The organism is Flavobacterium sp. W22_SRS_FK3 (assembly GCF_052113665.1).
GTDB lineage: Bacteria > Bacteroidota > Bacteroidia > Flavobacteriales > Flavobacteriaceae > Flavobacterium.
Window position 1 is genome coordinate 99,386 of the sequence record NZ_JBGQOF010000014.1, and the last position, 23,781, is coordinate 123,166.

The 23,781-nt window shown below is 34.1% G+C and carries 24 protein-coding genes and 1 tRNA gene; 12 read left to right on the plus strand and 13 right to left on the minus strand.

Features of this window, described 5'->3' with window-relative positions; genetic code table 11:
* Positions 1 to 60 precede the first annotated feature (60 nt).
* The 3 genes from ACEN2I_RS14600 to ACEN2I_RS14610 all read right to left on the minus strand — a co-directional run bounded on the left by ACEN2I_RS14600 (position 61) and on the right by ACEN2I_RS14610 (position 2,219).
* Entirely contained in the window at positions 61 to 717 is a 657-nt protein-coding gene (locus ACEN2I_RS14600) for an aspartate kinase (RefSeq protein ID WP_025570960.1), read from the minus strand.
* A 119-nt stretch (positions 718 to 836) separates the two neighbouring features.
* A complete protein-coding gene (locus ACEN2I_RS14605) occupies positions 837 to 1,208 on the minus strand; it encodes a YraN family protein (RefSeq protein WP_441766834.1) in 372 nt (123 codons plus the stop codon).
* Positions 1,209 to 1,319: 111 nt separating this feature from the next.
* The gene (locus tag ACEN2I_RS14610; protein ID WP_441766835.1) at positions 1,320 to 2,219 is read right to left on the minus strand and encodes a S66 peptidase family protein; all 900 of its coding nucleotides are present in this window, start codon (positions 2,217 to 2,219) and stop codon (positions 1,320 to 1,322) included.
* Positions 2,220 to 2,450: 231 nt separating this feature from the next.
* Here ACEN2I_RS14610 and ACEN2I_RS14615 point away from each other — a divergent pair, with 231 nt between their 5' ends.
* On the plus strand, positions 2,451 to 3,548 hold the full coding sequence (locus ACEN2I_RS14615; protein WP_441766836.1) for an endonuclease/exonuclease/phosphatase family protein: 1,098 nt from the start codon (positions 2,451 to 2,453) through the stop codon (positions 3,546 to 3,548).
* A 111-nt stretch (positions 3,549 to 3,659) separates the two neighbouring features.
* Entirely contained in the window at positions 3,660 to 4,199 is a 540-nt protein-coding gene (locus tag ACEN2I_RS14620; protein ID WP_441766837.1) for a 3-hydroxyanthranilate 3,4-dioxygenase, read from the plus strand.
* A 210-nt stretch (positions 4,200 to 4,409) separates the two neighbouring features.
* On the opposite strand, the gene ACEN2I_RS14625 is transcribed toward ACEN2I_RS14620, so the two are convergent.
* Together ACEN2I_RS14625 and ACEN2I_RS14630 are read right to left on the minus strand one after the other, a co-directional pair.
* Entirely contained in the window at positions 4,410 to 4,577 is a 168-nt protein-coding gene (locus ACEN2I_RS14625) for a hypothetical protein (RefSeq protein ID WP_441766838.1), read from the minus strand.
* Positions 4,578 to 4,581: 4 nt separating this feature from the next.
* Positions 4,582 to 5,928 carry a serine hydrolase domain-containing protein gene (locus ACEN2I_RS14630; protein ID WP_441766839.1) on the minus strand — a complete coding sequence of 449 codons (1,347 nt, stop codon included), beginning with the start codon at positions 5,926 to 5,928 and terminating at the stop codon, positions 4,582 to 4,584.
* A 223-nt stretch (positions 5,929 to 6,151) separates the two neighbouring features.
* Here ACEN2I_RS14630 and ACEN2I_RS14635 point away from each other — a divergent pair, with 223 nt between their 5' ends.
* The 8 genes from ACEN2I_RS14635 (at position 6,152) to ACEN2I_RS14670 (ending at position 10,795) form a co-directional block, all read left to right on the plus strand.
* Entirely contained in the window at positions 6,152 to 7,366 is a 1,215-nt protein-coding gene (locus tag ACEN2I_RS14635) for an aminotransferase class V-fold PLP-dependent enzyme (protein WP_441766840.1), read from the plus strand.
* Between the two features lie 11 nt (positions 7,367 to 7,377).
* The gene (locus tag ACEN2I_RS14640; RefSeq protein WP_441766841.1) at positions 7,378 to 7,803 is read left to right on the plus strand and encodes a hypothetical protein; all 426 of its coding nucleotides are present in this window, start codon (positions 7,378 to 7,380) and stop codon (positions 7,801 to 7,803) included.
* 2 nt (positions 7,804 to 7,805) lie between these two features.
* Positions 7,806 to 8,231: a SufE family protein gene (locus ACEN2I_RS14645; RefSeq protein ID WP_441766842.1), complete on the plus strand. Its 426-nt coding sequence runs from the start codon at positions 7,806 to 7,808 to the stop codon at positions 8,229 to 8,231.
* A gap of 199 nt (positions 8,232 to 8,430) precedes the next feature.
* Positions 8,431 to 8,520, plus strand: a complete 90-nt coding sequence (locus tag ACEN2I_RS14650; RefSeq protein ID WP_441766843.1) for a hypothetical protein — start codon at positions 8,431 to 8,433, stop codon at positions 8,518 to 8,520.
* Entirely contained in the window at positions 8,495 to 8,731 is a 237-nt protein-coding gene (locus tag ACEN2I_RS14655; protein ID WP_441766857.1) for a GxxExxY protein, read from the plus strand. The genes ACEN2I_RS14650 and ACEN2I_RS14655 overlap by 26 nt, the downstream gene beginning before the upstream one ends.
* A gap of 119 nt (positions 8,732 to 8,850) precedes the next feature.
* A complete protein-coding gene (locus ACEN2I_RS14660; protein ID WP_348097891.1) occupies positions 8,851 to 9,174 on the plus strand; it encodes an SUF system Fe-S cluster assembly protein in 324 nt (107 codons plus the stop codon).
* Between the two features lie 80 nt (positions 9,175 to 9,254).
* Entirely contained in the window at positions 9,255 to 9,764 is a 510-nt protein-coding gene (locus ACEN2I_RS14665; RefSeq protein ID WP_441766844.1) for a DUF2480 family protein, read from the plus strand.
* Between the two features lie 80 nt (positions 9,765 to 9,844).
* The gene (locus tag ACEN2I_RS14670) at positions 9,845 to 10,795 is read left to right on the plus strand and encodes a DUF3078 domain-containing protein (RefSeq protein ID WP_441766845.1); all 951 of its coding nucleotides are present in this window, start codon (positions 9,845 to 9,847) and stop codon (positions 10,793 to 10,795) included.
* A gap of 180 nt (positions 10,796 to 10,975) precedes the next feature.
* On the opposite strand, the gene hflX is transcribed toward ACEN2I_RS14670, so the two are convergent.
* The 8 genes from hflX to ACEN2I_RS14710 form a co-directional block, all read right to left on the minus strand.
* Positions 10,976 to 12,205 (minus strand): GTPase HflX, encoded by a 1,230-nt coding sequence (gene hflX / locus ACEN2I_RS14675; protein WP_441766846.1) that lies wholly within the window; start codon positions 12,203 to 12,205, stop codon positions 10,976 to 10,978.
* Positions 12,206 to 12,362: 157 nt separating this feature from the next.
* Entirely contained in the window at positions 12,363 to 13,226 is an 864-nt protein-coding gene (locus ACEN2I_RS14680) for a hypothetical protein (protein WP_441766847.1), read from the minus strand.
* Positions 13,227 to 13,367: 141 nt separating this feature from the next.
* On the minus strand, positions 13,368 to 14,717 hold the full coding sequence (locus ACEN2I_RS14685; protein ID WP_441766848.1) for a DUF5689 domain-containing protein: 1,350 nt from the start codon (positions 14,715 to 14,717) through the stop codon (positions 13,368 to 13,370).
* Between the two features lie 11 nt (positions 14,718 to 14,728).
* Positions 14,729 to 17,566 (minus strand): carboxypeptidase-like regulatory domain-containing protein, encoded by a 2,838-nt coding sequence (locus ACEN2I_RS14690; protein WP_441766849.1) that lies wholly within the window; start codon positions 17,564 to 17,566, stop codon positions 14,729 to 14,731.
* 304 nt (positions 17,567 to 17,870) lie between these two features.
* Positions 17,871 to 19,088: an MFS transporter gene (locus ACEN2I_RS14695; RefSeq protein WP_441766850.1), complete on the minus strand. Its 1,218-nt coding sequence runs from the start codon at positions 19,086 to 19,088 to the stop codon at positions 17,871 to 17,873.
* A 111-nt stretch (positions 19,089 to 19,199) separates the two neighbouring features.
* Complete coding sequence (locus ACEN2I_RS14700; RefSeq protein WP_441766851.1) at positions 19,200 to 19,763, minus strand: DUF4256 domain-containing protein; 564 nt, start codon at positions 19,761 to 19,763, stop codon at positions 19,200 to 19,202.
* 16 nt (positions 19,764 to 19,779) lie between these two features.
* Positions 19,780 to 20,820, minus strand: coding sequence for a Gfo/Idh/MocA family protein (locus ACEN2I_RS14705; RefSeq protein WP_441766852.1), 1,041 nt, complete (start codon positions 20,818 to 20,820; stop codon positions 19,780 to 19,782).
* 185 nt (positions 20,821 to 21,005) lie between these two features.
* Positions 21,006 to 22,079 carry an NADH:flavin oxidoreductase/NADH oxidase gene (locus ACEN2I_RS14710; protein ID WP_441766853.1) on the minus strand — a complete coding sequence of 358 codons (1,074 nt, stop codon included), beginning with the start codon at positions 22,077 to 22,079 and terminating at the stop codon, positions 21,006 to 21,008.
* 199 nt (positions 22,080 to 22,278) lie between these two features.
* Between ACEN2I_RS14710 and rseP the strand changes: the two genes are divergently transcribed.
* Both rseP and ACEN2I_RS14720 read left to right on the plus strand, forming a co-directional pair.
* A complete protein-coding gene (rseP, locus tag ACEN2I_RS14715; protein ID WP_441766854.1) occupies positions 22,279 to 23,619 on the plus strand; it encodes an RIP metalloprotease RseP in 1,341 nt (446 codons plus the stop codon).
* An 86-nt stretch (positions 23,620 to 23,705) separates the two neighbouring features.
* Positions 23,706 to 23,779, plus strand: a tRNA-Asn gene (locus ACEN2I_RS14720).
* Positions 23,780 to 23,781 lie beyond the last annotated feature (2 nt).

A 23,781-nucleotide genomic window follows, 5' to 3' on the forward strand; every position in this document is an offset into this window, starting at 1 on the left:
CCTCTTCGTATATTGTCTTTTTTTTCTTTTTTTTTGGATTGGGATTTTCTAGAAAGAAAATTAATTTTTTAAGTCTTTGATTACTTTAAAAGCAACATCAACCTGTTCTTCTCCTACCAGAATGGTAAATTCGTTTGAAGTCGAAATTACCTCATTAATAATGATTCCTTCCCAGGCTAAACGCTGAAAAATGAAATAGTAAATTCCCGGTACAACGATATTTTCTTTAGGTAATTTTACGGTAATAGAAGCCAGATTATCCAATTTCTGAATTAGTTTTTCGCGAATAAAGTGTTTTTCAACTAAATGATTGATACTGCTGCTTACTACGATATTGGTTTCATTTACACCACGAGATGAGGTATAAAAAATATCAGATAAAACATTAATATCCGAAATTAAATCAGCTTGTTTGTTCAAAACCGTGTCAGAAGCTGCAAAAGTGTAATCGGTCAGTTCAGAACGAACCGTGATTTCACCAATGTTTTTAATGACTTTGTTGATTTTGTGGTTCAGTTTAAAATCTAATTCTTCGGTTAGTCTTTTTAGGGACATTACTACTGCACCTTGTTTTACTTCTTTCCCGAATTCGCTTTCCAATTCGGTCATGATGTTACGGGATAAAGAAGTCAGATTGATAATCCCCAAGGACAATGCATTCAGTAAAAATGGTTTGGTCTTGATGTAATTTTCTACAATAGAAGAAACGGTTTTCATAATCTTTAATTGTTTTTTGTAATGTAATTGTGTTAGTTTGGTTTGTTTGCGATGTTATAAATCTTTGCAAATATAAATTAAAAAACAATTTGTTACAAATATAACAATAAAAAAATATGTTAAAAATGATAAAAAGCATCAGTAAGGTGCTCAATAGCAAATGTTTCCTCGGTTTTATGGATTGCAATTATGTCAAAACGTATCTCTAAAGTATCATCAAAATCCTTTTCCCTATCGTTTATGTAGGCATTTACTGCTTTTATGAGCAGCTGAATCTTTTTTGGTTTCACAAAATCCTGCGGAGAACCAAAATCCAAAGTCGATCTGGTCTTTACTTCAATAACAGTTACAATATTATCTTTTTTGGCAATAATATCAATTTCGGCTTTTTGAAAAGTCCAGTTACGTTCTAAAATTTTATAGTCATTTTGCAGCAGAAATTCTACGGCTAAATCTTCGCCTTTTTTTCCAAGTTCATTATGTTCAGCCATTTTTGGAGATAGATTTTAAGGTGTTAACGAATGGACAGTTTTAAAAATAAATATAGAAAAGAAACCACTTTTTGAAACGTATTCCTTTTCTATATTTTTATAATCTGAGTATTATTTATTGAAAACCAACGTACTCCCAGAAGCAGTAACTTCAATTGTAACTGTGCTTCCCATAACAAGCGCGCGATTATCCTGAATATGACCAGCCGGGAAATTAAAGATTACGGGAATATTGTATTTTTTGGTTACATCGTCCACAATTTCAAGCGCATTTTTACCCCACGGAATATCATTGTCTTTCATTTTGGTCATAGCGCCAATCACAATTCCTTTTAGGTTTTCGATACAGCCATTGCGTTTCAGGTTCATCATCATACGGTCGATATGGTATAAATATTCATCTAGGTCTTCGATAAATAAAATTTTATCCTTGCAGTCAATAGCCGATTGAGATCCTAATAAACTGTACAGAATAGATAAATTTCCGCCAACCAATTCCCCGGTTGCGCTTCCAAAACGATTCATTTTATCAGGGCCAACCGAATAAGAAAGCGGCTCGCCAAATAAACTCTTTTTTAAGGAACTGATGGCTGCCGGAGTTGCTCTCGGAATACTCACGGGCATCGCTCCATGAATCGATTTGTAGCCCATCGTATTCAAATGATTGTGCAAAACAGTAACATCACTAAAACCAATAATCCATTTAGGGTTTTGTCTGAATTTGGTAAAATCCAATAAATCAATCATTCGAACCGTACCGTAACCACCACGAACACACCAAATTGCTTTAATATTCGGATTGTCCAACTGTTTTTGAAAATCGGCAGCACGCTGTTCGTCAGTTCCGGCCAATTGGTTTAAGTCAAGTCCGATTGTACTTCCAATTACGGCTTCAAGTCCCCAACTGTGTAATAAGTCCAAAGTTGGTTTTAAATTATCATCAATGTTTTTTCGGGCTGTGGCTAAAATGGCAACGGTATCGCCTTTTTGTAAATACGGTGGTGTTATCATATTTTGTTGGGATTGACAAGTAAAAGAGTGTAAAGCAAAAATAAGGAATACGAATCGACAAACAGCAAAATATTTATTTTTAGGAACTAATTGGGTAGTATACATCTTCTCTCTTTTGCTTAAAATTTATCTAAATACAAAGATATAGATTTTGAAAAATAAAAATATTAGAAATTTCTGACAAATTAATTATTTTGATTAAATTCAGCCTTTTAAATTCTTAAATTATTTATGCGAAATACTATATTCAGAATCTGCCTAATTTTTTGTTTTTCAGTTTCCCTTCTCGGGCAAGCCAAAAAATACAATATTCACACAGTTGCTTTTTATAATTTCGAAAATCTTTTTGATACGGTTGACGATATTTATACAAATGATGATGAATGGACACCAAAAGGAGCACAAAATTGGACAACAGAAAAGTACAATCAGAAACTGAAGAATCTTTCCAAAGTTTTATCCGAAATAGGAACTCCTGAAAATCCAAATGCACCCACTTTTATTGGAGGTTCTGAAATTGAAAACCGTGGAGTACTGGAAGATTTAATTAAAGAACCCAAATTACTTCAATTCGATTATGGAATCATTCATTTTGATTCGCCGGACAAACGCGGAATAGATGTTGCCTTATTATATCAAAAGAAATTTTTCAAACCGACTTCTTTTTCCAATATACCTTTATATATATTGAAAAATAAAAAAGTAGCAGAAAAAGATAAAACAGAGGAATCAACTGATGAAGAAAATGAAGTTAAAATACAAAACAATCGTGTTTTTACCCGAGACCAGCTTTTGATTACCGGATTTTTGGAAGGAGAGGAAATCAGTATCATTGTCAATCACTGGCCATCACGTTCAGGCGGAGAAAAAGCCACAAGTGAATATCGGGAAGCGGCCGGAAAATTAAATCGTAAGATTATTGATTCACTGCAACAGCTCAATCCAAATACAAAAGTGATTACGATGGGCGATTTAAACGACGGTCCTTGTAATAAAAGTGTAAAAGAGGCTTTGGGAGCAAAAGCTAAAAAAACAGAAGTTCCTGAATTTGGAATGTTTAACCCCTTTGAAGAAATGGCAAAACGAGGCATGGGAACAACAGCCTTTCGAGATTCCTGGGACATTTTCGATCAGATCATTATTACAGAATCGCTTATAAAACCTGATTTTTCAACTTATAAATTCTGGAAAGCAGGAATTTTCAACAAACCGTATCTGATACAGAATTCGGGACAATATAAAGGCTATCCATTGCGTCATAGTTTCACAGAAGTTGGTTTCAGCGACCATTTTCCGGTGTATGTTTATCTGATAAAAGAGATGAAATAAATGAGAGTTTTAAGTAACAGTTTTCAGATTTGCCTGTAAACTGAGACAGTGACTGAATACTTTTTATTACCTTAGCCTCTCAGAAACTTAGCAACTTAGTACCTTCAAAAAATGGCCATAGCAAAACCTTTCAACCTGACAAAATGGATAGACGAAAACCGTTATTTATTAAAACCGCCAGTTGGAAATAAAAATTTATACGTTGATTCAGGCGATTACATTGTCATGATTGTAGCAGGCCCGAATGCCCGTAAAGATTATCATTATAATGAAACCGAAGAGCTTTTCTATCAGTTAGAAGGAAATATAAAAGTAGTGATTCAGGAAGATGGCGAGCGCAAGGAAATGATTCTGAACGCAGGCGATATGTATCTGCATCCAGCAAAAGTACCACATTCTCCTGTTCGTTCCGAGGGTTCAATAGGTTTGGTTATCGAGAGAAAACGTGCCGGATTGGGTTATACGGATGGTCTGCTTTGGCATTGTGATAACTGCAACCATAAATTATACGAAGTGTATTTCGAACTGCACAATATCGAAAAAGACTTCCTCCCGCATTTTGAACATTTCTATAATTCAGAAGAATTGAGAACTTGCGATAATTGCGGAACCATTATGGAATCTGATCCGAGGTTTGTGGCCAAAAAGTAATTTTTCAAAGATTTATAAATATAAAACCGATAGACTTTTTAGTTTATCGGTTTTTTTAGGAGCCATTTCCCGCTATCCGTTGCAAACGAAGTTCACTGAACTCTGATTAAAATAAATGCTAAGTGAAGTAATCTTTTGCTTTTTAAAGAAAAAAGCAAAAGGATTTCCACTTTTATCGGGGCTAAAAAGGTTTTCAATGATTTTTAAAATTCAATCTCTTAATCGGACAATAAAAAGTATAAATCCGAAAAAACACAAACCTAATCCAAAACATAAACAAATTGTGTTTATAGGACTACCAATGTTTACAGACCAGACAATTCCGTTTAAAATAAAACCAACAATCATCATTGCAAGAGGTAATAAAATCTTTTTCATTTGACTAATTTTTCACACTCCTAATAATCCCTTTCAAAAACCCATTAAAATCAAAACCAGGATCTTCTGTTAACCCCATTCTCACAATGATCATATCCATTGATGGAATAATGGCGACCATTTGGCCCTGATAACCGCTGCAGTAAAACATATCACGAGGTGCATCAGGAAATTTTCCACCGGCATTGAGCCAGAATTGTGCGCCGTATTTTCCTTCAGAAGTATTGGTTGGTGTTGCGGTGTATTTTACCCAGCTTTCGTCCAGAATCTGCTCACCGTTCCAATTGCCTTTGTTCAGATACAACAATCCAAATTTTGACCAATCGCGCGGTGTTGCCCATGCATAGGAGGAACCTACAAAAGTTCCGCTCATATCCTGTTCCACAATCATCGAGTTCATTCCGATTTTATCAATTACGGCGCTGTACCAAAAATCAAGGTATTCCTGCTGGGTTTTAAATTGCCTCTTTAGTATTAATGACAATAAGTTTGTAGTTCCGGATGAGTAATTCCAATGCGTGTTGGGTTTAAACTGAACGGGTTTATCCAGTTGTACTTTTCCCATATCTTCTGCCAGAAAAAGCATTTTGGTTGCATCACAAATGGTACTGTAATTTTCCTCCCACTCCAAACCCGAATTCATGTGAAGCAAATCATTAATGGTAATTTTTTTGCGTTCGTCATTTTGCCACTCTGCAATAGGAGCCGGTTTGTAAATAGCTATTTTTCCTTGTTTGGCAAGCACACCAAACGCAGAACTGGTAATGCTTTTCGTCATCGACCAGCCTAAAATTTTACTGTCTTTGGTAAAACCGGTATCGTATTTTTCAGCAATCAGTTTGTTCTTATACAAAACCACAACGGCACGTGTTCGTTTTAATTTTCTACCCGATTTATCAAAAGCGTTATCAATTGCTTTCTTCAATTTCGAATAATCAATGTTGGAAAAAACAGTGTCTTTTGGTTCGTTATTCCCGTAAGGGAAAGGTAAATTATTGACCAGTATGGTTCGTTTTGGAACTAAATAAGGTTTCGAAATATCAAAACCGTCATTAATTAAAGTCACTCCCAAACCTTCACGATAAATGGCTTTTCGCTCTTTTAATCCATAAACTGCCGATGTTGCAAATTTTCCGGCATCATCAATTGTGTTGGTTGCCAGATCGATCAGTTTAATGTCGTTGTCGGTTTTTTCGATTAATTCCTTCGAACGATGATCCAAAAAATGACCCGAAGCAATACTTTTAGCTGAAAAGCCAGAAATCAGATCCAGTTTCGGATAAGTGGTGAATCCAAAATATAGAATAATGAGAACTAAAACAAGAGCGAGAAGTTTAAGTATTTTTTTCATGTTTCGGGATAATTTAATTTTTATGCAATATAAATAATTTAAAGTCAATATTTTATCAATGAAAAAGGATTTACAATTCATAAAATCCACAAAAACAAATCAAAATTTACAGAATTAATATTTCAAATCGCGATTGATAGTGCCATAAAAGGAAATTATAGAATTGGCGGATAAAACAATTTAGTTTTAGTACTTTTGTACTTAGAATTTTTCTAAATAAATTATGCTGGATATTCAAAAAATAAGAGCTGATTTTTCGATACTTTCTGAAAAAGTAAACGGAAAACCATTAGTATATTTCGACAACGGGGCCACTTCACAAAAACCACAAATTGTGATTGACGCTATCTCGAAATATTATCAGGAAATAAACGCCAATATTCACCGTGGAGTGCATACATTAAGTCAATTAGCGACAGATGCGTATGAGATTTCCCGTGTAAAATTGCAACATCATATTAACGCCAGATTCACACACGAAGTACTTTTTACTTCAGGAACGACATTCGGAATCAATTTAGTTGCCAATGGGTTTGCTTCGATTTTAAAGCCGGGAGATGAAGTTTTGGTTTCTGCTTTGGAACATCACAGTAATATTGTGCCTTGGCAAATGTTGTGTGAAAAAACAGGAGCAGTTTTAAAAGTGATTCCGATCAATGAAGAAGGCGAACTGATTATGAGTGCTTATGAATCTTTATTATCAGATAAAACAAAGATTGTAACGGTTAATCACATTTCGAATGCCTTAGGAATTATCAATCCTGTGAAAGAAATAATTGCAAAAGCACATGCTTTTGGTGCTGCCGTTTTGATTGATGGTGCACAGGCCGTTCCGCATTTAAAGCCGGATGTTCAGGATTTGGATTGTGATTTTTATGCTTTTTCAGGACATAAAATGTGCGGGCCAACCGGAACCGGAATTTTGTACGGAAAAGAAGAATGGCTGAATAAATTACCTCCGTATCAAGGCGGTGGCGAAATGATTAAGGAAGTAACATTCGAGAAAACAACTTATGCAGATTTGCCTCATAAATTTGAAGCCGGAACTCCCAATATCGCGGGCGGAATTGTTTTAGGAACTGCTGTTGATTATTTGAACAACATTGGCTTTGGAAATATTCAGCTTCAGGAAAACAAACTTTTGGAACACGCAACCAAACGTTTACTGGAAATTGAAGGTTTGAGAATTTACGGTACCGGAAAAAATAAAGCTTCGGTAGTTTCGTTTAATATTGACGGAATTCACCCTTATGACATCGGTTCTATAATCGACAAATTAGGAATTGCGGTTCGTACTGGACATCATTGTGCGCAGCCAATCATGAACTTTTTCTGTATTCCAGGAACGATTCGTGCTTCTTTTTCTTTTTACAACACCACAGAAGAAATTGATTTAATGGTAGAAGCCGTTAAAAAGGCAAAAACAATGTTAAGCTAAAATTTCATCTTATGAAAATAGTATCTTTATTGCTCTTGGTTATGTTTATCGGGACAGGATGTTCCAGCCAAAAAAAAACAGACATGACGTCAACAATTATTGAATATTCTGCAGTTTCAAGAGGCTATTATAAAAACATAGTGATCCAAAATCAATCAGTTTTAGTGACCAATGGCAGAGATGCACAAACAGTAGAAAATAAAATCGATGACGAAAAATGGAAACAGATTGTAGGGGAATTCGAAAAAATAAATTTAGAAAGTATCCCAACTTTAAAAGCACCTACCGAAAAACGCTTTTATGATGGTGCAGCAATTGGGAATTTAAAAATAACCCAAAATCAGAAAACATACGAAACCCAGGGTTTTGACAATGGTTTTCCTCCAAAGGAAATAGAAAAACTGGTAAATTTGCTGACTGATTTTGTTAAAGAATGATTATGACAATTAAAGAAATACAAAACGAGATTATAGACGAATTTTCGATGTTTGATGACTGGATGCAGCGTTATGAATACATCATCGAGTTAGGGAAAAGTCTTCCGTTAATTAAAGAAGAATACAAAACAGATGAAAATTTAATCAAAGGATGCCAGTCGAAAGTTTGGTTACAGGGCGAACAAAAAGATGACAAAATCATGTTTACTGCCGACAGTGATGCGATTTTAACCAAAGGAATTATTGCCATTTTGATAAGAGCTTTTTCCAATCAAAAAGCAGAAGATATTATAAAAGCAGATACTGAATTTATAGACGAAATTGGTTTAAAAGAACACTTATCGGCCACTCGTGCAAATGGTTTGGTTTCAATGATCAAAAATATCAAAATGTACGCTTTGGCATTTGATTCAAAAAATAAAAACTGATTTTTTTTGACCATATAAGTTCATTAAGATTAAGTCTCTTTAATTTCGTAGTCTTAATCTTTCTTTATTTCTTTGTAGAAAAGAGAATGATAACAAAGAAATATTTGACTGATTTAGTTTATCAGGTAAACGGAGCAGCAATTGACGTTCATAAAAAAATATTGGTCCGGGTCTTTTAGAAAGTGTTTATCATAAGTGTATGATAAAAGAACTTTCTTTAAGGGGAATAAGTTTTAAATCAGAATTAATAATTCCAATTAAGTATAAAGGTTTTAGAACTAGAGTCTGATTTAAGATGTGACTTATTAATTGATGATTGCTTGGTTTTAGAACTCAAATCAGTTGACAGAATCATATCAATTCATGTTGCAAAATTGATGTCTTATATGAAGCTTTTAGAAACCCCAATAGGCTTAATGATAAACTTTAATGTTACAAACATTTATCACGAAGGTCAAAAAACATACGTCAACGAATTGTATCGCTGGCTAGAAGATTAAAAAAATGAATTAAACCATATAAGTTATATAAGAAAATTTAAGTTTTTAGCTGTAATGAACTTATATCCCTTATATGGTGAAATAAAAAAAACACCTATATTGGTGAAAACAACAAAATTATGGAACAAGAGATAGACACCAACGAATTAGGAGAATCAATCGTAAAGGTTTTAAAGACGATTTACGATCCGGAGATTCCTGTAGATATTTACGAATTAGGATTAATTTACGATGTAATGGTCAATACTGATTACGAAGTAAAAATCCTGATGACTTTAACCTCTCCAAACTGCCCGGTTGCGGAAAGTTTACCAAGGGAAGTAGAAGAAAAAGTGAAAAAAATAGAAAACATCAAGGATGCTGAAGTTGAAATCACTTTTGATCCGCCGTGGAGCAAGGATTTAATGAGTGAAGAAGCAAAATTAGAATTAGGAATGCTTTAAAATTAGTCATAAAGTTAAAAGTCATAAAGTAGGAAGTAAGACTTTATGACATTCGACTTTATTACTTTAAGACTTCAAAAATGGAAGAAATAATCAATAAAGTAGCCAATAGCGTTTTAGAAGTTTTTGATTTGGAAGATTATTATCCAAAAGGGATTCGTGTGCAGATTGACATTTCACAATGGCTTTTGGAAGGTTTTTTATTGAAAGAAAAAGACTTTAGGGAACACTTAAAAAACCACGACTGGTCACAATATCAGGATCAATATGTGGCCGTTAATTGCAGTACTGATGCTATAATACCCGCTTGGGCATTAATTTTAGTAGCGGTACAATTAGCTCCATTTGCCAAAAAAGTAGTCAATGGAACCATAGAAGATCTGGATGGAAGCTTGTACGAAGAAATTTTACCTACAGTTGATTATTCGGCATACAAAAACAAACCCGTAATTGTAAAAGGCTGTTCCAGAAAACCGGTGCCTATGCGTGCTTATATTTTAGCAACCACATATCTGCAACCTTTCGCCAGAAGTATTATGTACGGAGAGGCCTGTTCTGCGGTGCCTTTATACAAAGAATCTAAGAAATAACTTTCTTTTACTTTCAATAATTAATTAACCTTTTAACGGTTTTTAGTATATTTGTTACTACACACTTAAACTAAACAACCATGAAAAAGATAGCGTTATTACTTTTCGTTTTAGCAAACTTTACATTTGTTCAGGCACAAAATACAGAAAAAGAATTAATTCAGAATACAGAAAAAGCGGTAAAAAAAATAAATGACACGATTGAAGGCGAAGGCTGGAAGACAAAAGGAACAGTATCCCTTTTATTGAATCAATCAAGTTTTAACAACTGGTTAGCAGGAGGTGAAGATAGTTTTTCAGGGACACTCGGAATTAATTACGACTTCAATTATAAAAAAGAGGATGTAACTTGGGACAATAAACTTCTGGCATCTTACGGACTTCTACAGACAAAAAATGCGGACTTTGGAAAAAAGACCGATGATCGTTTAGAGTTTAATTCAATTGTTGGAAAAAGGGCTTTTGGAGAATGGTATTATTCATTCTTTTTAAACTTCAGAACTCAGTTTACGACAGGTTATATCTATGGTCAGGACGTAAACGGTAAAGAAATCAGAACCGAGAATACCAAATTCATGTCTCCGGGATACCTTACTGTAGGTCCTGGTATTTACTGGACAAAAGACGATAATTTAAAAGTAAACTTTGCACCCTTAACCTCAAAATTCACATTTGTAGATAGTGCTTACACTTCCGGAATCGATCAAACGACAGGCCTGCCTTATGTTGATGGTGATTATTTTGGTGTAGATGCCAATAAAAGCATGCGTTACGAGCTAGGTTTTTATGCTTCGCTATATTACAAATTGGCCATCATGACCAATGTCACCGCTGAAAATACGCTGAATTTATATTCTAATTACTTAGAAGATCCTCAAAATGTAGACATCAATTATTCTTTGAATGTCATCATGAAAGTAAACAAATATTTATCGGCTAATTTAGCATTCCAGGCCATTTATGATGATAATGCTTTTAAGGGATTTCAAACCAGAGAAGTGTTTGGTTTAGGAGTTAACTTTGGGTTTTAATATTTAGAAGCAACACAATTGCTTTTTATATGAGCACCATTTCCCACCATTCACTATATCTTTCCTTGCTATAAAGAAGGCAAGGAAACAATATAGCTTCTGTCTGGGCTAAATACAAAATTCGGCTTTTAAATTTTTAAAAAATATAAACGGCTTTTGAATTAATCAAAAGCCGTTTTTTTATTCTTCTTCTTTCTCAATGGCATCCTTATAATCCGGATACAAAAACTTATTATAAGGAAATCTGGTAATATGAATCTGTCTTACTGCTTCATAAACCCTTTCTCTGAATTCTTCAAAATTCTCTTTATGGGTAGCAGAAATAAACAAAGCATTATCTTCGCCTAAACGATGCATCCAGGTTGTTTTCCACTCATCAAGTGTGTAGTGTCTTGGTGTCTTTTCAGTCATTAAATCATCATCATCAATTTTCAGATGTTTGTAAGCATCAATTTTATTGAAAACCATAATAACTGGTTTTTCATGTGCTTTAATATCCTGCAACGTCTGATTTACAGAGGCAATATGATCCTCAAATTCAGGATGTGATATGTCTACAATGTGTAGCAATAAATCGGCTTCGCGAACTTCATCCAGTGTACTTTTAAACGAATCTACCAATTGTGTTGGCAGTTTTCGAATAAAACCTACTGTGTCTGAAAGTAAAAAAGGCAGATTTTTAATGACTACTTTTCGAACGGTAGTGTCTAAGGTTGCGAACAATTTATTCTCAACAAAAACATCACTTTTACCTATTGCATTCATCAATGTTGATTTTCCAACATTCGTATAACCGACAAGGGCTACACGTACCATCGCACCACGATTACTGCGCTGAACGCCCATTTGTTTATCAATTGTTTTGATTTTATCTTTTAGTAATGAAATACGATCACGAACAATACGTCTGTCTGTTTCAATCTCGGTTTCACCGGGACCACGCATACCAATACCACCCTTTTGACGCTCAAGGTGAGTCCATAAGCCAGAAAGTCTTGGTAACAAATATTGACATTGTGCGAGTTCTACCTGTGTTCTTGCATACGATGTTTCGGCTCTTTGAGCAAAAATATCCAGAATCAGATTGGTTCTGTCAAGGATTTTACAGTCGATAATTTTAGAAATGTTTTTTTGTTGTGACGGCGTTAATTCATCATCAAAAATTAAAGTTGAGATACCATTTTCTTTTACAAAAAGATTGATTTCATCTATTTTTCCCGTACCTACAAAAGTCTTCGGATTCGGGCGTTCCATTTTTTGCGAAAAACGTTTAATGACTTCACCTCCGGCAGTAAAAGTCAAAAACTCTAATTCATCCAGATATTCGTTAAGTTTTTCCTCACTTTGATTTTGAGTTACGATACCAACAATGGCTGTTTTCTCAAAATTGATAACTTCTTTTTCTAACATAGCTTTGAATAAGATACAAATTTAATGATTTGTAAGACACTAACGCTTATAGAATTTTGTTTTTAAGTTCTATTTAAGAATTTGTTATTTTAAAAAAAATAAAAACCATTTAGAATTTTGATTTCTAAATGGTTTAAGAAAACTGAAAATACAGTTTTTATTCGTAGATAAATGTTTTTTCCGTTTTTACAATTCCATTTTCTTCAATTTGAGAACAGGATATCGGGAAATTTAATTTGTTGTATTTGTATTTTCTGCTTACGGCAACCAAAGAAGAAGACGAAGGACTAAAATTCATTTCGTTATTATAGGAGATCGCTTCAAAGCTAAATTCATCCTCATGGTAGGAAATCATGGGCACAATTACTTTATAGTTATCTCCAAAAAGGTTTTGAACAATCAATTGATCTACAGATTTTTTATCATCAAAAGTATACGTTTTAGAGATCTTATCTCCAACTAAGCCTTTGTGCCTGGATACATTATCATTTACATAAACGTATTCAATTTTACCTATAATGGCTTTGTTTCGGTCACGTGAAGTACGTCTTACAATAATTCCGTTTTCAACGACATATTCGATATCTTCTAGTACATTCTGGTGGTTTGTGCTTTTCTTTGTTATCGCTTTAATTCTGGCGCCATCGTAATTAAAAGTCACAGTTTTGGTTATGTAATCGCTACCTTCATGATACTTACTTACAAATTTTGTAATATTGTTATCTGCGTCATAGGTATAATTGACAACTTCTTTCCAATCACTTCCAATTTTATCCTTAACAGTCATATCGAGTAATCCATTTTTATTATAAAAAAATTTCTGAATGACATCTGAAGTGGTGATGCTTTCGATTTTTCCATCTTTAAATAAAACGGTTTTGTTTACAATTTCACCATCTTTAGAATTTTGGTAATTTGTTTTTACAATGTTAATTTGTTTTAATCGAACCGGGCTGTCCTGACTGTACAATAAACTGGTAGAAATTATTGCAATAATGGCAAACAAGTAGATTTTTTTCATAAGATTTGTATTGATTTGGGAATGCCAAAATACAAAAATATGTCAAATTTTAACAATTTAAAGAGCAAAAAACATAATAATTAAATTTTTAAAAGTGTTCTGATCTGTAAACCAACTATTTATGATTTGTCTTTTTTGTTGTTATTTCTCACCAAACATTTTTACGTCATCGACCATAAATGCTCCATTAAGTGTCTTATCTTTTCCTGATCCTATGTATTTAAAAGCAATATTAATGTTTCCAGAATAAGCAGATAAATCGATCCCTCCAGAACTTATAAATTTACGTGTAGGCGTAGAAAGCGATGGTACAATAGCATTTAATTTTATCCATTTTGCTTTGGCTATATTTGATCCGTCAAAATTAGTTGAAACATAAACTTCTAATGCATTCAAAGTCGATTCGACTTTTAAATCATGTTGTGCACTTCTAAAAGAAAATACCGTATTTTTATAGTCCGTTAAGTTAATTTTCGGAGAAACGAGCCAGGCAATATTTTCGGCTGCTGTTGTGCTCGTTGTGTTAAACTCAGCATAACCGTTTCCTGCAGTAACCATCGTTCTCCATAATTTGGAGGCTTTCTCTACGATATTGCTCCATCCTGGCAGTGCAAAATTAACATTGTTTGTTACCGTTTGAAAATCTTCGGTAAAAAAAGGGATGTTGCTTTTTCCACCCATCACAACATCCTTTTCGGAACGGATCATTAACTGATAATCGGAAGCATATTTGGTTAAAATCCCGCGTACTTTTCCACTTCCTTCAGGAACTAAATGGGTTGAAAAATCAGCAAAACTGCTGGTTCTGAAAATGATTTGATTCCCGGTTTTATCCCTTAAATTCCAATTCGTAGCACCTCCAACATTGTTGGCTTCTTCAAAATAATGACGTCCAAAGGAAGCTTCGGTAAATTGTACATCAGATAATTCAATTAAAGTATTTAGTCTGCTTTCATCCAAAGCTTCTTCAATGGTAATTTGACTGACTAATTCGTTTTCATCAACCATGGTGCACGAAGCATTTAAAACATTTTTATATTCATTTTGAGAAATCCTTCCTACCGAAGCTGCTCCCGAAGTACCTTCATATAGGCTTCCAATTCGCATTCCGCCATAATATAAATCAGTAAACTGATCTTTTAGTTTGATGTAAACCTTATTTCCCACACGATAATCTACATAGGTATTGGTTGCATCTACAGAAATGCTGAATCCAATAGCGGGTTTGTTTTTTGTTGCCAAAGTCTGAAGATAGATAGTCTTGAAAAAGTTTCCATTTTCATCACTTGAAACTACGTACGCTTCAATAATATCATCATAAACGTATTTTGTTGCAGTAATGGTTGCCGTTTTTAGAACATCTTCAACAGTTCTGTTTGTAGTTAAATCAGGTTGTGTGCATTCTAATTTTGGAATGGCAATATCTTCATTACAATTACAAAAAAGTAATAAGAACAGTAGAGCAAAGAGACTTTTATAGTTTTTTTTCATTAGAAATTGTTTTATAAATTAACATTCATGTTTACGAAATAGGTTCTTCCATATCCATAGAAATATTTGGAACCAAAAGAAGGAGTTCCGCTGGAAACATCCTGGTTTAACTCTCTGAAGTTTGAATTTCTTGCCTGTTCGAAACCGCCTGTTTTATACTTAAAATCAAGAACATTATTGATGCTGGCAAAAAGCCCAATTGTTTTGTTATAAATGCGCCATGATTTTCCGCCTGTCATATTTAATAGCGAAACAGGGCTTAGTTTTTCTTGCTTTAATAACACTTTTGCTCGTTCCTCTGATGCTTCTGGAAAATTGAAACCGCTGGTTGGATTAGTATAAAATCTAGACGTTCTTGTAATGGGAGAAACATCAACGTAACTGTTTGTAATGTAATTTATATTAGCAGAAATCCACCAGAATTTAGGATCACGATATTCCATTCCACATGAAAAAGCCTGTTGTGGCATTCCGGATTGTTTGTAATTTTTAAGAAATGATTTTCCAAAATCAAAAGTTGTTTTAGCATTGGCAATAGCTGCATTTGCATCATTGGTAATCATAACATTTGGATTGCTGTTATATTTGTAGTTTCCATAAGCGACAGATACATTGCTTTTAAAAGTAGATGAAATCGGATATTCGAAACTTACCTCGGCACCAATATTTTTCTTGTCTAAATTGGTTAGGGTCTGACTGACAAAGGCATCTGTATTATCGTAACCGGCACCGTTATCAAAGATACCTTCGGCATAAAAAAAAGATGTTTTAGTCGTGTTTTTTATGATTGCGTAATAACCGGTAATTCGCATTTTTAGTTTTGGTGAGTGGTAAACATAATTTACATCTGCAGTGTTTATGTTTTCATTTTCGATTCCGTTTACAATGGAATTGTTTAATCTGGAATTAGAAAAAGTATTTCGGAGTGAAGGCGCTTTGTTAAGGTGCATTCCGCTGAAAAAAAACCATTGCTTTCCTGAAATTTTATAAGTCAGTCCTCCTTTAAAACCAAAATTTTCAAAATTTACTTTTTCGCTTTTACCTAAAGAAGTATTTGGATAAATTCCGTTTTGATACAAACCTTCTCTTTGGTATTTTGAAGTTGAAAAAGAATTCCCCAAGTAAAAATCGATTTTTCTATAAGTAAATTTAAATTGTGTAAAGGCATCAGTTGTTGTTGCATAATAGTTAAAATTATAACCGTAGGTATCGCCGACTTTTACTTGTCTATTGGGATTTTTTAAATCAGATTGAGATTGATCTCCCTTATAAAATGAATCAATGTCTTCAAAATAAATGCCACCCAATAAATCCAGAAGATTTTGAAAATTATTTGATTTTAAGTTTTTAAAAAGTATTCCTCCGCTAAAAAATATATTTTCTGTAAGCTGGGTGTTGAGGTTTGAATTAAAAGCTAAAGTTTTATCGTCAGTCCTGTCTTCATAAATAACATAATGACTTTTTTCGGGTTCATATCCTGTAATAAGTCCTTCAGCATTAAATGTTGGTCTTTGATTGGCTTTGTAGATGGCTTCCCAATTGATTTGGGAATTTCCTAAAAATAATGTTTTGCTTTTTTCGGCATTTTCGTAATCCGGGGTAAATTCTCCTGAAAATTCTCCGTTGTCGGCGGCATAAAGTGAACTGAAATAGCTAGGTAATTTCCTGTAATAAGTTGGGTCAGGACTATCTGTATTTTGATAATCAAAATTGCTGTTGCCTACTTTTCCAAATTGGTACATAACTGCTGAGGTAAGATTGGCGCGGTCATTTATTTTAAAATAATGATTGAGCATTAACAAAGGTTCTTCGACGGTTTTTATTCTCGCATTTCGCTTTTCTCCATTTTGATATCCCCAATAAGAGTTGTATTTCTCCGCTTTTAATTCGGTTACTTCATTTGTATTTGGAGAATTTTTTCCGCGCGAGTTTGGGGTGTAAAAACCTGTAAAGTTTATGGAATGTTTCGTGCTTAATTTTTTTTCAACACTTATAAAAAAAGAGTTTGCATCATAATTTGTTCCTTCAAAATAGCCTTCATCAGCCCAGCGTTTTCCAATAGAAAAAACATAAGCCCAACCAGAAGTTTTCATTCCTGAAGCATAGGTAAGCATTGTTCTCCAGTTATAATTTGTATTTGTTCCTGAAAGAGATATTCTGGTTCCTTTTCTATAGGCTGACGCTTGTGTGAAAATTTGCTGGGTTCCTAAAATGCTTCCAAAAGTATAATCAGAAGGAGCAGCACCAATTGAAAATTCCTGATTTCGAAGTACATCGTTTAATCCTCCCCAATTATTCCATTGTGGTCTGCCGTCATAAATTCTATTCATTTTTACGCCATTCAGCATCATGGTTGCATTTTCGCTGTCTAATCCACGAACACTAAATCTTGCCTGGCCCCAATTGAAAGCGGCTGCCTGCAAAAAGGCATCTTTTGAAGATTGTAAAAGTCCGGAGGTGGTTTCTGAAGAACTGTTATCTTCTTCCAAATCACTTTCTAAAAGCGAAATAGTAGTGTTTTGCAGATTTACTGTTTGGTCTTCATCTAATAATAAGATTCCCAGATTTACTGTTTGTCCAACATTAGAATTAACTTTTAGCAGTAAATCTTTATAACCCTGACTGTGGATTAAAAGTAATTGTTCTCCATTGATGTTAGAAACTAATTCGAAAGTTCCATCTTTTTTTGTGAGTTGCATTAAAGTTGAATTTTGAATACTCACAATTGTATTCTCTAAAGGATTTTGAGTTTTAGTGTCAATAATCTGTCCTGAAAAAACAGTTTCTCTTTGGGCAGACGCAATTTTGAAAGTCAAAAGAAGTATAAGAATAAATGATTTTTTATGCATGAAAACGAATTTGTTAAAAAAAACCCTTTTCTTTTAGTAGAAAAGGGTGTAATACTTTTAGCTGAAATTTTGAAAAAAAAATTTCAGCTAAAAAATCAAATTGGATTTTGGAAAAAAGTTTGAAAAATGAGGTAGAATGTGGTATTAGAAATTTCTCAAACAAAAAAATATTGTTAAAATAGGTATGAATTGTATTACAAAGATACTGTAAAAAAATGTTTTTACTTCTTTTTACTTGTTAAAAAAATACTTAAAAATAAAATTTTAAATAACACCTTGAGGATGAGTTGAAACAGAATAGTTTTTATTCTGATACTTTAATTTTAGAAACCATAAAAGCGATTAAAACACCAAATATTCCGATAAAGGCAAAAGAAAACTGAAGTCCAAAAGTTTGTGCAATATGTCCAATTACGGGAGGCCCAATAAGAAAGCCAAGAAAACTGATGCTTGAAACAATAGTAAGTGCTTCCCCAGCAGAAACAGTTGTGTTTTTTCCGGCAACACTATAAACGGTAGGAACAATAGTTGAAACCCCCAAACCAACAAGCATAAAAGCAACTGTACAAGGTATAATATAAGGAAAAATAACAGCGGTAAAAAGACCAATAGAAATCATCCAGCCACTAATCTGCATAACAAGTTCACGGCCAAATTTATTATTCATTGCATCTCCGATAAATCTTCCGCCAGACATCATAATCATAAATGAGGTGTAACCTAAAATCACCAATGCCCCAGGAGCTTTAACGATTTCTTTAAAATAAATTCCGCTCCAGTCAAACATAACTCCTTCGCTTGCCATACTGCAAAATCCAATAACGCCAAGCCATAATAAGGCGGTATCAGGTTTGGTAAATAATTTTTTACTTTCTTTTTGTGGTTTAATTTTTTCTTTTGCTTTAATTAAAAATTTAAAATTAAAAGCAACCAGTACTAAAACAAGCACTCCTACAATTATAAAATGATGGTAAGGTGTTAAATGAAGAGCAAGCATGCCAAGACCTACTAATGCACCAGTAAATCCGGCAAAACTCCACATGCCATGAAAAGAAGACATGATGTTTTTTCTGAAAAGAGTTTCGGTATAAACACCTTGGGTATTCACAGCGATGTTGGCTAAATTTCCGAAGATACCAAAAGTGAACAAACCTAAAGAAAGCTGTAAAGCACTTGCCGCCAAACCTAAATTTGTGAGGCTGAAAACATACATTATTAAAGAAAAAACTAAAATGTGGTGACTTCCAAATTTGGTTACCATTTTGCCCGAAAAAGGCATAACGATTAATTGTCCTACGGGCAAAGCAAAAAGCACGGAGCCTAATTCTCCTTCGCTTAAATGTAACGATGTTTTGATGTCCGGAATCCTGCTTGCCCAGGTGGCAAAACATAAACCCATTCCAAAATAAAATGTTCCAACAGCAAAACGAATTCTGTTTAAATAAGAAAGTTTGGCTTCCCTATAGACTTTTTTGATTTTTCCTTTGGTTTGGAAAAGGGTTAATGGATTGAAATCTATCACAAAAAGGTATTTAAATTTGTATATACAAAGGTATTAAATTCCTGTTTTGTAGTCCAATATAGCACCAGTTACTGCTAAATTTACAACGTTATTGTTTATAAATTGTGAATTTTATACCCTTAAAGCTCCTCTAAAACCTCTGGCAGCATAATAAGATTGTGCACCATTGTGATATACGAATACGGTATTATAGCGAAAATCAGCAAAAAGAGCGCCTCCTAAATTTCTAATTTCTGAAGGGGTTTTTATCCAGCTGGATGTTTTTTCATCAAATTTTCCAAGCTGTTGTAACTCCCGGTATTGATCTTCTGTTAAAAGTTCAATGCTCATGTTTGCTGCCATATCAATAGCATTATTTTCAGGTTTAAATTCTTTTCTCGAATCCTGCGCTTCACGATCAAAACAAATGCTTCTGCGTCCTTTTGGGCTTTCTGTCGAACAATCATAAAAAATGAATTCGTCTGTCTTTTTATCATAAGCAACAACATCTGGTTCACCGCCGGTTTTCTCCATTTCGTTGAGTGACCATAATTTTTCGATGTTTGCTTCAAGTTTTTCCTGCACTTTATCCCAAACGAGTCCTTCATGACGGTTGCTGTTTTTCTCAAAACGGGTTTTTAAAGTTTTAAGCAGGTCTTCACGTTCTTCCGGTACCAATTGTTTTTTGTTTTCCATGTCAGAAAGATTTTTGTTACAAATCAATTATCTTTTTTTGCAAATTGCTCGCAATCGCTGCTTCGATAATCTGCATTACTTTTATACCGTCCTGTGCAGTTACGGGTTCTGGTTTGTTGTTTGCAATAGCCTCGTAAACACCATTAAAATATTCAAAATAATTGCCCTGAAGTGTTTTGATTTTTTCACGAACTATTTTCCCGTCAATTTCTGTATGCAAAAGCCCTTCAAAACCGTCTAATTCTGTTCCCCAGGACTCAAGATTTGGTTTTTTACCAATTTTCAATTCGTCTTCCTGAACATCACCGCGAGTCTTTAAGAAAGAGCCTTTTTTTCCGTGAATGGTATAAGCAGGATTTGCTTCTCTGACAAAAAAACTGGCTTTCAAACGAACTCTGAAATCTTCATAAATCAAAACTAAATCAATCCAGTCATCTACCAAAGAGTTTTCTCTGGTATAACGAATGTCGCCAAAAACTGACTTTGGTGAGCCAAACAAACAAATGGCCTGATCAATTAAATGGGGTCCTAAATCTTTTAAAATTCCGGCGCCATCATTCACGGTTTCCTTATGCGCTTTTGGACTTAAAATTGGATTGTATCTGTCAAAATGAAATTCGGCTTCGACCAAATCTCCCAAGAGACCATCTTTAATTACTTTTTGAATGGTTTTAAAATCGCTGTCCCATCTTCTGTTTTGGAAAACGGCCAATTTTAATCCTTTTTCTTTGGCTATTGAGGCTAATTCTTCAGCTTCGGCAACGGTTGTGGTAAAAGCTTTTTCTACCACTGCGTGTTTTCCTGCCAATAGTACTTTTTTTGCATATTCGTAATGTGTGCCAACCGGTGTATTTACAATTACTAAATCAACATCATCTGATAATAATGCATCAATTGATGGATAACTTTTTACAGTTGGATAATCTTCCTGAATGAGTTTTTTGGTCCTTTCCCAAGATCCTAATAATTCAAAACCGGTATGAAGGTCTAAAAAAGGAGCATGAAAAACTTTTCCCGACATTCCGTATGATAATAGTGCTGTTTTTATTTTTTGCATTTTGTAATAGGTTTAATTTTTTAAAACTATGTTTCTAATTTCAACACATGAAACATAGAATGATTTATTTATAAAAAAAAGTAATTTCAAAAAATACGTTTTTTAGACATAGCGCTGTGTCTTTATGAAAGAGTAACGCCTTTTCCAAAAAAGAAAATCAATGATTATGTGTGTTAAAAAAATAGTTATCGTGTTTTGGCTCGTTCGTATTGTTTAGGCCATTCAATATCATCGTTTAGTTCATTGGCGAAATCCAAAGGTAAGTTAGGATTTCTAAGTGATTCTCTGGCAAACAAAATTAAATCGGCCTGATTGTTATTTAGAATTTCTTCGGCTTGTTCGGCTTCTGTAATTAAACCAACAGCTCCGGTTAAAATAGTGGCTTCTTTTTTAACTTTTTCTGCGAAAGAAACCTGATAGCCCGGTCCAATTTCAATTTTTTGATGCGAAACCAATCCGCCTGACGAAACATCAATTAAGTCTGCTCCTTTTTCTTTTAAGATTGCCGAAAGTTTAACCGACTCTTCGGGATTCCATCCGCCTTTTGCCCAGTCGGTTGCCGAAATTCGGACAAACAAAGGCAAATCCGAAGGCCATTCTGATTGAACTGCTTCGAGAATTTCCAAAGTAAAACGGATTCGGTTTTCGAAACTCCCGCCATATTCATCGGCTCTTAAATTCGTTAATGGTGACAAAAACTGATGTAATAAATAACCGTGTGCCGCATGAATTTCGACAACCTGATATCCGGCTTCAACAGCTCTTTTGGTGGCAGCCTTAAAATCTGAAATTACTTTTTGAATTCCATTTTTGTCTAAAGCCACAGGAGGGTAGGGCTCATTTTCATGGTAAGGAACGGAGCTCGGAGCAACGGTAGTCCAGCCAATATTTGATACATCTAACTTTTTATTGCCTAACCAGGGCTCAGAGACACTGGCTTTTCGTCCGGCATGAGCGAGTTGAATTCCCGGAACCGAATTTTGAGAGACAATAAATTCGTTAATGGTTTTTAATTTTTCAATGTGTTCGTCTTTCCAGATTCCTAAATCGGCAGGAGAAATTCGACCTTCAGGAGAAACCGCTGTAGCTTCCTGAATGATCAATGCCGCACCTCCGCTGGCACGAGTCCCTAAATGAACTAGATGCCAGTCGTTTGCAAATCCGTCGACTGAAGAATACTGGCACATAGGTGAAATAACGATTCTGTTTTTTAAAGTGATTTTTTTTATGGTAATTGGAGAAAATAATATTGAAGCCATATTTGTAACTTTTAATGGTTATGAGCTACCAATTAGAAACGATAGCCTTAAAAAAGTAAAGTTACAGCATCTTCGTAAAAGTAGAAATCCAAATGTTTATTAATTAACAAACATTTAAAACCTTATGTATTATATTGCGCTATCAAATTAAAATAGAAACGTTACTTTTGTGCGTTAAATTAAGAACTAAAAATACAAAATGGATATAGTTATCAAACTCTCTCAATTTCTATTGAGTTTATCTTTACTTATTATTCTTCACGAATTAGGACATTTTATTCCTGCTAAATTATTTAAAACCAGAGTCGAAAAATTTTACTTGTTTTTTGATGTTAAATATTCACTGTTAAAAAAGAAAATTGGTGAAACTGAATACGGAATTGGCTGGCTGCCGCTTGGAGGTTATGTAAAAATCTCCGGAATGATCGACGAAAGTATGGACAAAGAGCAAATGGCTCTTCCTCCGCAGCCTTGGGAATTTCGTTCGAAACCAGCCTGGCAACGTTTAATTATCATGTTAGGTGGTGTTACGGTAAACTTTATATTGGCTTTTATTATATATATAGGAATGGCTTTTGTTTATGGGGATACTTATGTAGCAAATGCCGATTTGAAAGATGGTATTTGGGTAACCAATCCGGCGATTGAAAAGGTAGGAATTAAAACAGGAGATAAAATAATTTCGATAGACGGTCAGAAAATTGAGAATTTTGACGATGACACCAATCTGAAGGTAGTCATGGCGAAAGAGATTTTGATCGAAAGAAACGGACAGCAGCAAACGGTCAAAATACCTACAGATTTTATTGATAACCTGTCAAAACATGAAAAAGGTTTATTGATTAGTCCAAGAATGCCTTTTGTTATTGGAAGCATTGAAGATGATTCACAAAATACTTCGCTTAAACCAAAAGATTTGCTTATCACATTAAATGGCCAAGAGGCAAGATATTACGATCAGGTTAAAATAATTTTGAATGCAAATAAAGGAAAAACAATTCCTGCGGTTGTTTTACGTGATTTAAAACAAACACCAATTGCGGTTAAGGTTTCTGCTAAAGGAACTTTAGGTGTTGTTTCAGGAGGTTTAGACATTAAGTCATTAGAGAGATTAGGTTATTATAAAATTAGCACCAAAGAATATAGTTTTGCTGAGTCTATTCCGGTTGGTCTGGTAAAAGGTAAAAACAAATTGGTTGATTATGGAAAACAACTGAAAATGATTTTTAATCCAGAGACCAAAGCATATAAACAAGTTGGTGGTTTTGCCGCAATTTTCAACATTTTTCCTGAATCTTGGAGTTGGGAAACGTTCTGGTCAATTACCGCTTTATTATCAATTATGCTGGGAGTAATGAATTTATTGCCAATTCCTGCCCTTGACGGAGGTCATGTGATGTTTTTATTATACGAAATAATCAGCGGTAAAAAACCGAGTGATAAATTCCTTGAAAACGCCCAAATTGTTGGTTTCGTTATACTTATATCGCTGCTTTTGTTCGCTAACGGGAACGATATTTACAAAGCAATTGTCAAGTAAAAAAAATATTTTTTAAAAAGAGTTAAAATATTTTTGGGGAATTAAAAATTCAACTATATTTGCACTCGCTAAAAAGAGCAACAACTTCCTCCTTAGCTCAGTTGGTTAGAGCATCTGACTGTTAATCAGAGGGTCCTTGGTTCGAGCCCAAGAGGGGGAGCA

Excerpts from the sequence above, each read along its gene's own strand:
- ACEN2I_RS14600 (WP_025570960.1), bottom strand. The coding sequence starts at position 717 with ATGAAAACCGTTTCTTCTATTGTAGAAAATTACATCAAGACCAAACCA.
- ACEN2I_RS14605 (WP_441766834.1), bottom strand. The coding sequence starts at position 1,208 with ATGGCTGAACATAATGAACTTGGAAAAAAAGGCGAAGATTTAGCCGTA.
- ACEN2I_RS14610 (WP_441766835.1), bottom strand. The coding sequence starts at position 2,219 with ATGATAACACCACCGTATTTACAAAAAGGCGATACCGTTGCCATTTTA.
- ACEN2I_RS14615 (WP_441766836.1), top strand. The coding sequence starts at position 2,451 with ATGCGAAATACTATATTCAGAATCTGCCTAATTTTTTGTTTTTCAGTT.
- ACEN2I_RS14620 (WP_441766837.1), top strand. The coding sequence starts at position 3,660 with ATGGCCATAGCAAAACCTTTCAACCTGACAAAATGGATAGACGAAAAC.
- ACEN2I_RS14625 (WP_441766838.1), bottom strand. The coding sequence starts at position 4,577 with ATGAAAAAGATTTTATTACCTCTTGCAATGATGATTGTTGGTTTTATT.
- ACEN2I_RS14630 (WP_441766839.1), bottom strand. The coding sequence starts at position 5,928 with ATGAAAAAAATACTTAAACTTCTCGCTCTTGTTTTAGTTCTCATTATT.
- ACEN2I_RS14635 (WP_441766840.1), top strand. The coding sequence starts at position 6,152 with ATGCTGGATATTCAAAAAATAAGAGCTGATTTTTCGATACTTTCTGAA.
- ACEN2I_RS14640 (WP_441766841.1), top strand. The coding sequence starts at position 7,378 with ATGAAAATAGTATCTTTATTGCTCTTGGTTATGTTTATCGGGACAGGA.
- ACEN2I_RS14645 (WP_441766842.1), top strand. The coding sequence starts at position 7,806 with ATGACAATTAAAGAAATACAAAACGAGATTATAGACGAATTTTCGATG.
- ACEN2I_RS14650 (WP_441766843.1), top strand. The coding sequence starts at position 8,431 with ATGATAAAAGAACTTTCTTTAAGGGGAATAAGTTTTAAATCAGAATTA.
- ACEN2I_RS14660 (WP_348097891.1), top strand. The coding sequence starts at position 8,851 with ATGGAACAAGAGATAGACACCAACGAATTAGGAGAATCAATCGTAAAG.
- ACEN2I_RS14665 (WP_441766844.1), top strand. The coding sequence starts at position 9,255 with ATGGAAGAAATAATCAATAAAGTAGCCAATAGCGTTTTAGAAGTTTTT.
- ACEN2I_RS14670 (WP_441766845.1), top strand. The coding sequence starts at position 9,845 with ATGAAAAAGATAGCGTTATTACTTTTCGTTTTAGCAAACTTTACATTT.
- hflX (WP_441766846.1), bottom strand. The coding sequence starts at position 12,205 with ATGTTAGAAAAAGAAGTTATCAATTTTGAGAAAACAGCCATTGTTGGT.
- ACEN2I_RS14680 (WP_441766847.1), bottom strand. The coding sequence starts at position 13,226 with ATGAAAAAAATCTACTTGTTTGCCATTATTGCAATAATTTCTACCAGT.
- ACEN2I_RS14685 (WP_441766848.1), bottom strand. The coding sequence starts at position 14,717 with ATGAAAAAAAACTATAAAAGTCTCTTTGCTCTACTGTTCTTATTACTT.
- ACEN2I_RS14690 (WP_441766849.1), bottom strand. The coding sequence starts at position 17,566 with ATGCATAAAAAATCATTTATTCTTATACTTCTTTTGACTTTCAAAATT.
- ACEN2I_RS14700 (WP_441766851.1), bottom strand. The coding sequence starts at position 19,763 with ATGGAAAACAAAAAACAATTGGTACCGGAAGAACGTGAAGACCTGCTT.
- ACEN2I_RS14705 (WP_441766852.1), bottom strand. The coding sequence starts at position 20,820 with ATGCAAAAAATAAAAACAGCACTATTATCATACGGAATGTCGGGAAAA.
- ACEN2I_RS14710 (WP_441766853.1), bottom strand. The coding sequence starts at position 22,079 with ATGGCTTCAATATTATTTTCTCCAATTACCATAAAAAAAATCACTTTA.
- rseP (WP_441766854.1), top strand. The coding sequence starts at position 22,279 with ATGGATATAGTTATCAAACTCTCTCAATTTCTATTGAGTTTATCTTTA.